Source organism: Salegentibacter profundi (assembly GCF_054121475.1).
In genome coordinates this window covers 219,463-232,799 of record NZ_JBSYGG010000004.1, presented here as the reverse complement: position 1 = coordinate 232,799, position 13,337 = coordinate 219,463, and the positions used below count along the sequence as shown (strand labels likewise).

The window sequence follows — 13,337 nt, the reverse complement described above, 5'->3', positions numbered from 1 at the left end:
ATCTTATATTTTTCTTTTTTAAACTAACTCCCCGCAGCGATTTGCATTAATATTGTCGTTAGTATGGCTCCATAGGTACCCACCACGTAGCCGAATACGGCAAGCAGTACCCCGACCGTAGCCAGGGATGGGTGGAATGCCGCTGCCACTACAGGGGCTGAAGCGGCCCCGCCAACGTTCGCCTGGCTTCCTACGGCCAGGAAAAAATAAGGAGCTTTAATGATCTTGGCGGTAAGGAAAAGCACGACCACGTGAATAGACATCCAGACCAAACCGATTCCAATGAGACCAGGATTGTCGAAAACCATAGTAAGGTCCATCTTCATTCCAATGGTGGCTACCAGGATATAGATGAAAATACTACCCAGTTTACTTGCCCCGGCACCTTCATAGCTTTTAAGCCGGGTGAACGAAAAACCAATACCAATAGCCGTGGCAATAGTGATCATCCAGAAGAAATCAGAAGAAAACGAAGAAAGGGCACTTTTCTTGTCGGTGAAGACCTCAAAATTAGAAGCTAAAAAGCTTGAAATTTCATCGGCGCCAAAGTGCGCAATACCCACCGCACCAAAGGCCAGGGCTAACATGATCATATAATCTGGGAGCACAGGGTTTCTGGTGACACTAGCGGCATAATTGGACACTTTATTTTTAAGATCTACTATAGCGGAGTTATCGGCTTTCAACCAGCGGTCTATCTGGTCGGTTTTTCCGATTCCCATCAGAAGGCCGGCCATCAAAAGATTGGCCACCACGATATCTACCAGTACCATTCCTCCATAGAGATCTGGATTATACTCGTAGATTTCCAACATCGCCGCCTGGTTCGCTCCACCGCCAATCCAGCTTCCTGCAATGGTGGATAATCCTCTCCAGATGGCGTCTGGTCCAACCCCTCCCACGGTTTCCGGGGAAAAGGTGGAAATAAGTAAAATAGCCAAAGGACCACCTATAATTATTCCTATCGTTCCGGCAAAGAACATAATAAGGGCTTTAGGACCCAGGTTAAAAATAGCCTTAAGATCAATACTAAGAGTCATAAGGACCAGGGCTGCCGGTAAAAGATAACGGCTGGCCACAAAATAAAGTTGCGATGATTGCTCATCGATGAGCCCGAGAGAATTAAAAATCGCCGGAAGGAGATAGCACATTAATAGCGCGGGTACTACGGAATAGAATTTTTTCCAGAATCCCTCTTTTTGGGAAGACGTATAAAATACAAATCCCAGGGCTATCATTAAAAGTCCAAAGACTATGGCATCATTGGTAAAAAGTGCATTTTCCATAAGAATAATTGATATAGGGGCGCCAAAATACAATTTTTCTTAAACTATTCTTAAAAGCTGGACCAGCATTTTTGAAGAAATTATAGAAGGTCCCATGCCCAATAGAAGGCTCTTTTACAGCTTAAAAAGCTTTTTCAGCGATGTAGCTACACCATCCTCTGTTCCGGCGTCGGTAACTACATTGGCTACCTCGAGGACTTCCCTTCGGGCATTAGCCACGGCAACGCCCATTCCCACACCTTTGATCATCTCCACATCGTTATAATTATCACCAAAGGCAATACAGTGTGCAGGGTCCAGATTAAAGTGATTGTCCAACAAATACCGTATAGCGGTATATTTCGAGATCGCTTTATTGGCTATTTCAAGATAAGTAGGTTTAGAGCGGTACAGGTGTAATTGCCCCGGGTATTCTTTTGACAAATAGTCCCTGATGGCATCTATTTCTGCTTCGGTACCCATTGCCATTATTTTATGGGCGCTTTTATTTTCTGCTTCCCATTGAGAAAGGACCTGGGAATTGGATTTTATTTCGGGTGTAACCCGGGTGTTATTTTCTTCCCGAATAGCCCAGCGGTCCATTTGAGGCACATACCACTCGTCATTATGGTAAAGACTTAGGTGTGCTTTAATTTCCTCATTAAATGCTGAAAGATCAGCCAGGATGTTAAAAGGAATTTCAGTAGAGCTTACCGGTTCTCCGTTGACCAGGATAAGACCACCATTATAACTTATGATAGGCTGATCTTCAATTTCTAAATCCTGCTGAAGATGACGCATGGCAGCAGGCATTCTTGCTGAAATAAGTACTACCGGTAATTTTTCCTTTATTAGTTTTAAGGTTTCGATCGTCGATGGTGAAAGCACACGGTCTGTGTTGAGTAAAGTGCCATCAATATCGGAAAAGATAATTTTGTACTGCATGGAAAATCTTATGAAATCTATTTTGTAATTCTGAGGCGCAAGATATAAATCTATTTTTTGTTTTTGGGATGTCTTTTAGCCTCTTTTAGGGATTTATTCAGCATCCATTCTATCTGGCCGTTGGTGCTCCTGAATTCATCAGCGGCCCACTTTTCGATGGCTTTCAACATCTCTTCATCTACCCTTAGCGCGAATGCTTTCTTTTTGCCCATAACATTATCAATCAATTTTTTTTACGAACTCCACAAGTGCCGGAATAAGGTCAGGATGTAAAGGACGCCTGGGCTCATTATATGATTTGGTGTTTACCAGGGGATCCTTTTCCTTCATCTCTCTAAAAACGTGATTCATATTCTCAAGGAGCACCAGTTCCGATTGAGGAGCGGCCTTGTGTAACAACTGGGCTTCTGAAGTTTCCACCTGGATATCCGAGGTTCCCTGGATGATAAGCACTGGTATTTCGAGCCTGGCAATTTCTTGCGCAGGATCATATTTTATCCAGGAGCCCAAATAAGGTTGTGCACTGGGCCTGAAAATGGAGGCCAGAACAGGATGATAGCTTTTTGTGCTTCCCTTCTCGATTATTTCATCGAAGGCCTCCCGTGTATTTTGTTTAAGCCCCGGGGCTTGCTTCCCGATTTGATCGACAATGATGTGATCGATACTACGTCCTGCCCCGGCAAGAGAAATTAAGGCATCGGTATGGTCATTTGCTGCCAACATTCCTATAAGGGAGCCTTCACTATGGCCCGCCAGAATAATCTTGCTGAAGTCGTCTTCTTTCTGGAAATACGTAATAATGGACTCTACATCGGTTACAAAATCCTCAAAGCGCAAGTCTTCTTCTTTGATGTTGAGAGCCTTCATTTTAAAGATGCGTTTATCAAACCTGAAGCTGGCAATGCCTTCTTCGGCTAATCGATGGGCGATCTTTTTAGCAAAATCACTCTTTGCCATAGTTTGATTTCCATTTCGATCCGTAGGTCCGGATCCCTGGATAAAAATTACCAGGGGCGGGTTTTCTTCTGCCATGGGTTTGGTTAGGGTCCCGTCAATAAATTGGTTAATGCTCAGGTCTTCTTGCTCAAAAAGAGGCTCCTGGGCTTGTAACCAAGTGGAGCATAAATAAAAAATAAACAGAAGTTTTTTCATTGTTCATTGGTTTTATGGTTAAAAAACCGGTTGATAATCTGCCTGGCTTTTTCTGGCTGCTGGGTGCCAATAAGGAATTTTTTTCCTGATTTTTCCACAATCTGGATTCCGGAGTTACCCGATATATTCCAGGCCTTATTCCTTCCAACGCCTCGCAGTCCCCAACCTCCATATTCCTGTATGGGCTTGTAGGTTCTTACATAACACTGGTTGATTTCCTGCCAGGAATATTGTCGATGTAAAAATGTAAAGGGCTTCCAGTAAACCCATATTCCAGAGGAATCTATGCGAGTGTTCAAACGCAGTGAGAAAATCAATAAGCCCACCAGCATTACCAGGGCCAAAGCAAAGACTGAGCCGATAATGGACTCCTGTGCTGAAAAAGTATTTTCTGCGCCAAAGACCGGTATCAATACCAGCAGGAATACCACTCCCAGAAGGAGAATGATCCACCATTGGTTGAAAGATTGCCTTTCTTCGAAAATTTTCATTTTAATGATTTAAAGTCCCTGCGTTGACCACCGGGGTGGCATCTTTATCACTGCAAAGCACCACCATTAGATTGCTGACCATAGCGGCTCTTCTCTCAGCATCAAGATCCACAAGTTCTTTTTCGTTCAATTGATGTAGAGCCATTTCCACCATACTTACGGCACCTTCCACGATCTTATGCCGGGCTGCAACAATTGCAGTAGCCTGCTGGCGTTTAAGCATAGCACTAGCTATTTCATTGGCATAGGCAAGGTATCCGATCCTTGCTTCCAGAACTTCTATTCCGGCAATCTGTAGTCGTTCTTCAAGTTCCTGTTCTAAGGCCTCACTTACTTCATTGACACTGGAGCGCAGCGTGATATCTTCATCCAGGCCTTCATCCGCAAAATTATCATAGGGATAGAGACTTGCAAGTTTTCTTACGGCAGCATCGGTTTGTACGACCACAAAATTCTCAAAATTGTCCACATCAAAGGAAGCTTTGAAGGTATCTCTTACCCGCCACACGAGAATGGTACTGATCATGACCGGGTTCCCTAGTTTATCATTCACTTTTAACCGTTCACTGTCGAAATTCCGTGCCCTCAGGGAAACCTTCTTTTTCGTATAAAAGGGATTCACCCAGAAAAGCCCGTTTTTCTTTACCGTGCCTTTGTAATCACCAAATAAAAGTAGGACCCTGGAGCCATTTGGATTTACAAGGATAAGTCCTGGGAGTATAAAGAGGGAGAAAAAGGCTACTACCAGAAACCAGGTATTTTCAAGGCTTATAAAGGCAATAATACTCCCTAAAAATATAATAAAGAAAGCAAACAGCATGATATAGCCGTTAGAAGGTTTAAGATCTTTTTCCTGTGTCATGATTTGGTTGAATTAATTGATATTAAAATGATATCATAAATATATTCCTTTAAATTTAATAACAAAGCAGAATTAACTATTTATTTTTTATAGCCTTGTTTATCTTTGCCTAAAATTAAAGAATACATGAAAAAATTAATTTTAATTTTATCAGCGATATTTTACACCAGCATAGGCCTAGCCGAAAATGACTGGGGAAAAACCGGCCATCGCACCACAGGAGAAATTGCCGAAAAACATTTAAGTGTAAAGGCTCAAAAGGCTATTGCCGAACTTCTGGAAGGACAGAGTCTTGCTTTTGTGGCCAATTATGCTGATGATATAAAAAGCGATCCAGATTTTCGTCAGTACGGGCCCTGGCATTACGTTAATATTGATCCTGAAGATGAACACTATGAGCCAGAGAAAGCCAATAAAAAAGGGGATCTCCTCCAGGCTATTGAAAAAAGTATCGAAGTATTGAAGGATAAGGAAGCCTCCCGCGAGGACAAGCAGTTTTACCTTAAAATGCTGGTTCACTTTATGGGAGATCTCCATCAGCCGTTCCACGTTGGCCGTAGTGCTGATAAAGGAGGGAATACGATCCAGGTCAGATGGTTCAATGAGGGAACAAATATTCACCGGGTCTGGGACAGTCAAATGATTGATTCCTTTCAAATGAGCTATACCGAATTGAGCGAGAATAGAAAAGAATTAAGCCGGGAGGAATTAAAGCAGATGCAATCAGGTCAGCTTTTGGACTGGGTTTACGAGTCCCGGGCCCTGGCGGATGTTTTATATGACTCTGTAGAAATTGGAGAAAAACTCGGGTATGAGTATATGTACAAATGGTTCCCTACAGTGAGAGTGCAATTACAAAAGGGCGGAATCCGTTTAGCCAAGGTCTTAAACGAAATTTACCGTTAAACCATTTTTGTCGTTACAGCAAAGGTCTCAATATAACATGCCTTCCTAGTAAATTTTTCTAAAGGTAAGATTAAGACGGGGCGCTAAATTCTTTTTGGTTTTAGGCAACTGATGTTTCCAGTGATGCTGAGTGGCTCCCTCCATAATGAGAAGGCTGCCGTGACCCAGTAGAATTTGCTGTTTAAGGTTTTTGTCGTGCTTGTTTTTTAGATGAAAGATCCTTTCTGCGCCAAAACTTACAGAAGCAATGACTGGATTTTTACCCAATTCTCTTTCATCATCGGAATGCCATCCCATACTATCCTGGCCAGTGCGGTAGAAGTTGGCCAGACAGGAATTAAAAGTACATTTGCAGAAGGTCTCTACGTTTTTTTTAATCTCCAGGATTTCTTTTGAAAATTCCTTCGGTTTTAACTTAAGTCCTGAGTAGGCATAATTCACATCGGGGTCCGCAAAAAAAGCACTTAAGCGGGGCTGGGGATGTTCTTTTCCAAAGAGTTTAATACTATCCTGTTTCCAGGGGATGCTCTCCTGGAGACTTTCATAATAATAATTGGCCATCTCAGGGGCAAAGAATTCAGGGAGGTATCTCAGCCGGGCGTCCTTTAAGTCAAAAATTTGGATTTCCATTCTTAGAATTTTAGGTAGAACCAGGCCCACCAAATGAGGAAAAACTGAAGCGGAATTCTGAGCCATAAAGCCCAGCTGGGTATTCCTGCACCGGCTTTGGGGGAGCTAAGCATATAAAAATGAACGCTTAAAAATAAGAGTAACATTGCTATTAGCCCATAAATAGCAAAATCCTTTGCCACGGGGAAAAAGAGGGCCAGACCTAATATAATCTCGACAAACCCGCTTAAAAATACCAGCAGTTTATGCCTTGGTAGGTAAGCAGGCATTATGCGCATGTACATTTTTGGTTTGATAAAATGCAAAGAGCCTGCAAAAATATACATAAGACCCATTGCGTATAGATGCCAGGGATAGTTCATTCGTTTTTTTTGATTGATCATAAAACTAACGTCCTGGAAAGGAAATCAGTAAAATTTAAGCTAGGTTTAACAATTGTATTGGAATTTAACCGCAAAACCACTAATTTTCGAAGGCCTTAACCTGACTAACCAAACCTGCTATCTTGAGAAAAATTCTATTGCTTACAATTTTCTTCGGCGCCCTGGGCTTTGCATTCGGACAGGAACAAAAAGAAGTAAGGCAGGATAGCCTGGAAAGGCTTCTTGAACAAGCCCAGCAGTTTTTGAATAAATACAAATACCATGAAGGTATTGAAGGAGCACTGAAGCTTTTGAATACCTCAAAGGATTTTAAAAGCGACTATTATCAATTTCACGCCCATAACTTCCTTGGTCATGCCTATACGGAACTTCATGATACGATAAGAGCAAAGAAAAATTATGAACAGGCCCTGGAGTTCGCTCAAAAGTCCCAAAATGATACGCTGATTCTCTGGGCACATAATAACCTGGGGAATATATATTCGGATAATCCGCTTACGGTTGACAAGGGGATAGCGATGTATGAGAAGGTTATCCGCCTTTCCAACGAGACAGCCATGCCTGAGGAAGGACTGGCTTCCAAGGTGAATATTGCCTGGACCTACCTTGATTTGAATAAACCTCATGAGGCTCTTGCTTATCTAAGGGAATCCATGGATATGATAAAGGATAGCCAGGATAATGAGGTGCGCTCACAACTGTATATGTTGATGGGAAGGTATCATCGTGCTATCTCGCAACCGGATTCAGCACAGGTTTATCTAGAAGAAGCCCTGGCCCTTGCAGAGAAGGATTCATTGTTGTTGCCAGCCTCTGAGATAGCCAGGGAATACGCCGACTTTCTATTTGAAGAAGAGCGTTTTAAGGAAGCTTATCTTCAGCTTTTTGCTCATGACCAGTATAAAGCAAAAATTTTCGAAAAGGAAAAGCTTCAACAGGTTGAAGCGGCTGTTGCCAGGTATGATGTAAACCAATACCAGAAGAATCTTGAGCTTGCCAAAAAAGAACAGATTTTCCAGGAACAAATCATTAGCAAATCCAATGAGAAGGTCATGGTCACGGTGATATCCTCATTTGTGTTAATGATTATTCTTTTAATTCTCAATAAGATCAACCAGGACAGGAAAGGCCTGATCAATGAACTCCAGTCAAAAAACCGACAGCTTCAGGATGCCAAGGAAAAAGCGGAAAGACTCACTTTGCAAAAGACGCAGTTTTTCTCTACCGTTAGCCATGAATTGAGAACCCCCCTGTACGGCGTGGTGGGGCTTACCTCCTTATTGCTGGAAGAAAAAGGTCTCCGCAAGCATCATAATGACATTAAATCTCTGAAATTCTCAGCAGATTATCTTTTGGCCCTCATTAATGATGTACTCCAGATGAACAAAATGGAATCGAATCTGGTCTCTCTGGAACATATTCCCTTTAACCTGGAGGAACTGATGCTAAGCATTGTAAATAGTTTTGAATTTACCCGACTTCAAAACCATAATAGCATACATTTTGAAATTGACCAGAAGATCCCGAAAACTTTAAAAAGCGACCCCGTTCGATTATCTCAAATCCTGATGAACCTGGTAGGGAACGCGATGAAGTTCACCGAGAGAGGTGATATTTATATTTCGGCCTGGCTGGAAGAAAAAAAGGACACTACGGCCAAAGTGTATTTTGAAGTAAAGGATAATGGGATCGGTATTCCGCGTAGTAAACAAAAGCTCATCTTCGAGGAATTTGCCCAGTTGAAAAACACCAATTACAATTACCAGGGTACCGGGCTGGGTCTTCCCATCGTGAAAAAATTACTTATACTCTTTGGTTCTTCCATTGCCCTTGAGAGTGAAGAGGGAAAAGGGGCTGTCTTTAGTTTTGTCATTGATTTTGATGTTGTTTCGGAATCTGGTCCGGAGGCAGTATCAAAGGAGATCCTTGAAGAGGAATATAAAGGAGAAAAGAAGGTGCTGATCGTTGATGATAACCGTATAAACCAGGTAGTGACCCAGCGTATCCTGGAAAAAAAGAACTTTATTTGTGAAGTTGCCGCCAGTGGGGAAGAAGCGATAAAGAAAATCAAAAATCACACCTATAACATGGTCCTTATGGACGTCAATATGCCCGGCATTAGTGGTTTGGAAGCTACCAGAAGAATCCGTGTATTTGACAGCAATGTTCCCATAGTAGCGCTTACCGCTGTAGAAATCGAGGAGATAAGAAACCAAATCTTTGAAGCCGGGATGAATGACATCATTGTCAAGCCTTATGATGTCCAGCAATTCTATCAGATCGTCTACCGAAATCTAAAGCGGAGGGACCTCAAGGAAGTCAATTCTTAAAATTGAGGGCTATACATAAAAAAACAGGCTGTCTTTTAAAGGCAGCCTGTCTTAATATAGTGAAGTGCACTGATTTTCTATTTAACCATATCAAAACTGCGTTTGATAAAGGCGGTAAGTTCTTCGCCTTTTAAAAGGTTCTGAGATAGTTTTGCCAGATCCAGGGATTGTTTGATCAATCGCTCCTGTTTTTTGGCCGTTTTAGTGTTAAGTATTTCTGAGATAAGTGGGTGATTGGTATTGACCACCAGGTTATACATTTCTGGCATATTTCCCATTCCAAACATTCCACCACCGCCGGTTTGCTGCATCTCTTTCATCCTTCTCATAAACTCAGGCTGAGTGATAAGAAGAGGAGCTGCATCGCTGTCCATAGCTTCTAACTGAACGGTATACTTTTCTTTAGGAACAACGTTTTCAAAATCAGCTTTAAGCTTTTCTTTTTCCTCATCGGAAAGCTTTGAGATTTTTTCCTCATCTTTTTTGATCAGGTTATCCACATGATCGGCATCAACCCGTACAAAAGAGATCTTTTCTTTCTTGCTTTCCAGCTTTTGCAGCAAATGAGAAACAATTGGTGAATCCAGTAACAATACCTCATAGCCCTTTGCCTTGGCAGCATCTATGTAGCTGTGTTGCGCATCCTGGCTGGAGGCGTAAAGGATAACTAAATTCCCGTCCTTATCCGTTTGATTATCTTTAATCTTCTCCTCTAACTCCTCGTAGGTCAGGTACTTGTCGTCAACAGTTGGGTAGAGGGCAAATTTCTGTGCTTTATCGAAGAATTTATCCTCGGAAAGCATTCCGTATTCGATCACGACCTTAATATCATTCCATTTCTGTTCAAAATCCTCACGGTTGTTGTTGAAAAGCGATTTCAGTTTGTCAGCTACCTTTCTTGAGATGTAGCTTGCGATCTTCTTAACATTACTGTCAGCTTGAAGATAGGAACGCGATACATTTAAAGGAATATCGGGAGAATCGATAACACCGCGAAGCATAGTCAGAAACTCGGGAACGATACCTTCCACATTATCGGTCACAAAGACCTGGTTTTGATACAACTGGATCTTATCACGCTGAATATCCATATTCCCGGTTAGTTTTGGGAAATAAAGGATTCCAGTAAGATTAAATGGATAATCTACATTGAGGTGAATATGGAATAAGGGTTCCTCGAACTGCATAGGATACAATTCGCGATAGAATTCCTTATAGTCTTTATCTTCCAGCTCTGTAGGTTGCTTGGTCCAGGCCGGGTTCGGATTGTTGATAATGTCATCAACGGTTTTGGTTTCTGGTTTGGCGTCTTCCGGGGCATCCTCAGGAAGGGGTAGGGTTTCCTCCTTTGTTCCAAATTTGATTGGAATCGGCATGAACTTGTTATACTTGGTTAACAACTCCCGAATACGAGCTTCTTCCAAAAACTCCTTGTCATCCTCATTGATGTGCAGAATGATCTCTGTTCCACGCTCTTTTTTGTCAGCGTCTTCAAGGGTGAATTCGGTGGTACCTTCACATACCCAATGGGCTGCAGGTTCATCTTTATAAGACTTGGTAATGATTTCTACTTTGTTTGCCACCATAAAAGCGGAGTAAAAACCAAGACCAAAGTGCCCGATGATGCCACTGTCCTTAGCTGAATCTTTATATTTTTCCAGGAATTCTTCGGCGCCAGAGAAAGCAACTTCATTGATGTATTTCTCAACTTCCTCTTTGGTCATACCCACTCCCTGGTCGATAACGTGTAGGGTTTTACCCTCCTTATCGATTTTCACTTCAATTCTGGGTTGGCCATATTCGACGCCCCCGGCTTCACCTATATCGGTAAGGTGTTTTAATTTCAGGGTTGCGTCGGTTGCATTGGAGATGAGCTCGCGTAAAAAGATCTCATGATCGCTGTATAGGAATTTCTTAATCAGCGGAAAAATATTCTCAACAGATACATTAATGTTTCCGGTTGCCATATATGCTTAGTGTTTAAATTAATCTTTGTTTGGACTTCATTAGTCAAAAAAAATACCATTAACGCCCTGCTGACAAACTGACAGCGGATGTAATTCTCAGAGCGCTTTTTCGTCTAATGAATTGTTTCCAATATTTCTATGGAAATTTTTAACAAAGCTTTTGTTTAATTTTATGTATTTAAAGTTAAACAAAGTTTATCTTTGAAAAAGAAAATTAGCTATGAGTACCACAAAGAAAAATACCACTGCAAAAAAGAAACTAACCAGCGATAAGCTGATAGCGCTTTATATGCAATATGTTCTTGAGAATGAAAAAACACCACAAAGTGTCTATAAATTCTGCAAGGAGAACAAATTAAAGGAAGAGGAATTCTATGATTTCTTCGGAAGCTTTGAAAGCCTGCAAAAGGGAATCTGGGTACAGTTCTATGAACATACCCTGAAGGTATTGGAAGGAAGCCCGGAATACCATGATTTTACCAACCGGGAAAAGATGCTGACCTTTTATTATACCTTTTTTGAAATGCTTTCAGCCAACAGGAGTTTTGTCTTATTTGCCTTAAAACAGTATGATAATAAGCTCAAGAACCTGGAACAGTTAAAAGGCTTGAGAAAACGCGTGAAAGGTTTTGCCCAGGATTTAATCAAGGAGGAAAATCAAACCAAGAACCTAAAGGTCCTTAAGCAATCAGAAGCTATCTTTTCCGAAGCAGCCTGGATTCAATTGATGTTCCTGTTGAATTTCTGGATGGATGATAATTCGGCTAAATTCGAAAGTACCGATGTAGCCATTGAAAAATCTGTGAACACCGTTTTTGATGTTTTCGATAATACCCCTCTGGAGCGGGTTATTGATTTTGGAAAGTTCCTTTGGAAAGAAAAGATGGCATAAATGAAGACTATAGATAAAATACCTACCGGCAAGCTGGGGAGGACCTCGAAGATGGTGACCACCGGGGTAAAAGTTGGCGGTAATTACTTAAAATATTACAGTAAAAAGGCTTTTAATGCTGAACTTACCCGCGCGGAACTCGATCAAAGTAATGCCGATGATATCTATGACGGGTTGAAAAGCCTGAAAGGAAGTGCCCTGAAGGTAGCTCAAATGCTTTCCATGGAAAAGAGTTTATTGCCGGGGGCCTATGTGGAGAAGTTCAGCCTTGCCCAGTTTAGTGTGCCACCGCTTTCGGCTCCTCTGGTCAGAAAGACTTTTAAAAAATACAACGGAAAATATCCTGAAGAACTCTATGATACCTTCACCAGCCAGAGCGTGAATGCCGCCAGTATTGGCCAGGTGCACCGCGCTGAAAAAGATGGGAAAAAACTTGCTGTGAAAATTCAATATCCAGGTGTGGCAGATAGTATCAGTTCTGATCTCGCGATGGTTAGACCCATCGCGACCAGGATGTTCAATCTTCAGGGAAAAGATTCCGAAAAATACTTCAGGGAAGTAGAAGGGAAGCTTCTGGAGGAAACCGATTATTTACTGGAAGTGCAGCAAAGCAAGGATATTTCAAAGGCCTGCGCCCATATACCCAACCTTAAATTTCCCAGGTATTATGAGGATCTATCCAGTGAACGCATTATTACCATGGATTGGATGACCGGTGTTCATCTTAGTGAATGGACAAAAACCAACCAGGATCAGGAAAAGGCAAACAAAATTGGTCAGGCCCTCTGGGATTTTTATATGTTCCAGATGCATAGGCTGAAAGCCGTGCATGCCGATCCACATCCGGGAAACTTCCTTATCGATGAGCAAGCCAATCTTATTGCTATTGACTTTGGTTGTATTAAAGAGGTGCCTGAAGATTTTTATGTACCTTATTTTGAGCTGGCTAAAAAGGAAAATATCAACGACCCCGAATTTTTTAGGGCTAAATTATTTGAGCTTGAAATTCTTAGAAAGGATGATTCATCCCGGGAGATAGCTTATTTTTCGGAGTTGTTCTACCAGATGCTGAATTTATTTACCAGTCCATTTCATGCAGAGAGCTTCGACTTTGCCGATGAATCCTTTTGGAGCGCTATTACGGATTTAAGCGAAAAATATAGTAAGGACACAGAATTAAGAAAAATGAACGGTAACAGGGGAAGTAAGCACTTCCTTTATATTAACCGTACCTTTTTTGGATTATACAATTTGCTTCACGATCTGAGAGCAAAAGTGAAGATTAATAAGTTCCACGATTATCTGTCATAATTGTAGGTTTTATTTATTGGTTAGGTTGTAGAAAGTCTGATTGTCATTGGAGCAATCAGACTTTCTTTTTTCCATGGCAAAACTGCTTTCCCGGTAAAAAATAAAAGGGAAGATTTCGGACCTGGTGGAGGTTGAGGATCATTTTTTGACCAACAAATAATTTCCCTGCCATAGAATAAGGATTGTTAATCTTTACTATCTTG

13 protein-coding genes are annotated in these 13,337 nt (G+C 41.5%); 4 read left to right on the top strand and 9 right to left on the bottom strand.

The window, feature by feature from the left end; translation table 11 throughout:
- Nucleotides 1-23: 23 nt before the first annotated feature.
- From ACW6NC_RS07800 to ACW6NC_RS07775, 6 genes are all read right to left on the bottom strand, one after another.
- Nucleotides 24-1,286, bottom strand: coding sequence for a DUF819 family protein (locus ACW6NC_RS07800; RefSeq protein WP_457864991.1), 1,263 nt, complete (start codon nucleotides 1,284-1,286; stop codon nucleotides 24-26).
- A 114-nt stretch (nucleotides 1,287-1,400) separates the two neighbouring features.
- Nucleotides 1,401-2,210: an HAD family hydrolase gene (locus ACW6NC_RS07795; RefSeq protein ID WP_457864989.1), complete on the bottom strand. Its 810-nt coding sequence runs from the start codon at nucleotides 2,208-2,210 to the stop codon at nucleotides 1,401-1,403.
- A 50-nt stretch (nucleotides 2,211-2,260) separates the two neighbouring features.
- Nucleotides 2,261-2,422, bottom strand: coding sequence for an Arc family DNA binding domain-containing protein (locus tag ACW6NC_RS07790; protein WP_457864987.1), 162 nt, complete (start codon nucleotides 2,420-2,422; stop codon nucleotides 2,261-2,263).
- A 7-nt stretch (nucleotides 2,423-2,429) separates the two neighbouring features.
- Nucleotides 2,430-3,362 (bottom strand): alpha/beta hydrolase family protein, encoded by a 933-nt coding sequence (locus ACW6NC_RS07785; RefSeq protein ID WP_457864986.1) that lies wholly within the window; start codon nucleotides 3,360-3,362, stop codon nucleotides 2,430-2,432.
- Nucleotides 3,359-3,853, bottom strand: coding sequence for a hypothetical protein (locus ACW6NC_RS07780; protein ID WP_457864985.1), 495 nt, complete (start codon nucleotides 3,851-3,853; stop codon nucleotides 3,359-3,361). Before ACW6NC_RS07780 ends, ACW6NC_RS07785 begins: the two co-directional genes overlap by 4 nt.
- A gap of 1 nt (nucleotide 3,854) precedes the next feature.
- A complete protein-coding gene (locus ACW6NC_RS07775; RefSeq protein ID WP_457864984.1) occupies nucleotides 3,855-4,715 on the bottom strand; it encodes an SPFH domain-containing protein in 861 nt (286 codons plus the stop codon).
- A 126-nt stretch (nucleotides 4,716-4,841) separates the two neighbouring features.
- Between ACW6NC_RS07775 and ACW6NC_RS07770 the strand changes: the two genes are divergently transcribed.
- Nucleotides 4,842-5,621 carry a S1/P1 nuclease gene (locus tag ACW6NC_RS07770; protein WP_457864983.1) on the top strand — a complete coding sequence of 260 codons (780 nt, stop codon included), beginning with the start codon at nucleotides 4,842-4,844 and terminating at the stop codon, nucleotides 5,619-5,621.
- Between the two features lie 45 nt (nucleotides 5,622-5,666).
- Here the strand turns inward: ACW6NC_RS07770 and ACW6NC_RS07765 are convergent, their stop codons facing one another.
- Both ACW6NC_RS07765 and ACW6NC_RS07760 read right to left on the bottom strand, forming a co-directional pair.
- Complete coding sequence (locus tag ACW6NC_RS07765) at nucleotides 5,667-6,251, bottom strand: alpha-ketoglutarate-dependent dioxygenase AlkB family protein (protein ID WP_457864981.1); 585 nt, start codon at nucleotides 6,249-6,251, stop codon at nucleotides 5,667-5,669.
- 2 nt (nucleotides 6,252-6,253) lie between these two features.
- Nucleotides 6,254-6,613, bottom strand: a complete 360-nt coding sequence (locus ACW6NC_RS07760; RefSeq protein WP_457864979.1) for a DoxX family protein — start codon at nucleotides 6,611-6,613, stop codon at nucleotides 6,254-6,256.
- Between the two features lie 143 nt (nucleotides 6,614-6,756).
- Here ACW6NC_RS07760 and ACW6NC_RS07755 point away from each other — a divergent pair, with 143 nt between their 5' ends.
- Nucleotides 6,757-8,964, top strand: a complete 2,208-nt coding sequence (locus ACW6NC_RS07755; RefSeq protein ID WP_457864978.1) for a response regulator — start codon at nucleotides 6,757-6,759, stop codon at nucleotides 8,962-8,964.
- 77 nt (nucleotides 8,965-9,041) lie between these two features.
- Here ACW6NC_RS07755 and htpG read toward each other — a convergent pair whose 3' ends face one another.
- Complete coding sequence (gene htpG / locus ACW6NC_RS07750; protein WP_457864977.1) at nucleotides 9,042-10,931, bottom strand: molecular chaperone HtpG; 1,890 nt, start codon at nucleotides 10,929-10,931, stop codon at nucleotides 9,042-9,044.
- Nucleotides 10,932-11,151: 220 nt separating this feature from the next.
- Here htpG and ACW6NC_RS07745 point away from each other — a divergent pair, with 220 nt between their 5' ends.
- Together ACW6NC_RS07745 and ACW6NC_RS07740 are read left to right on the top strand one after the other, a co-directional pair.
- The gene (locus ACW6NC_RS07745; protein WP_457864975.1) at nucleotides 11,152-11,823 is read left to right on the top strand and encodes a TetR family transcriptional regulator C-terminal domain-containing protein; all 672 of its coding nucleotides are present in this window, start codon (nucleotides 11,152-11,154) and stop codon (nucleotides 11,821-11,823) included.
- Complete coding sequence (locus ACW6NC_RS07740) at nucleotides 11,824-13,134, top strand: ABC1 kinase family protein (RefSeq protein WP_457864973.1); 1,311 nt, start codon at nucleotides 11,824-11,826, stop codon at nucleotides 13,132-13,134. It begins immediately after the preceding gene.
- Nucleotides 13,135-13,337 lie beyond the last annotated feature (203 nt).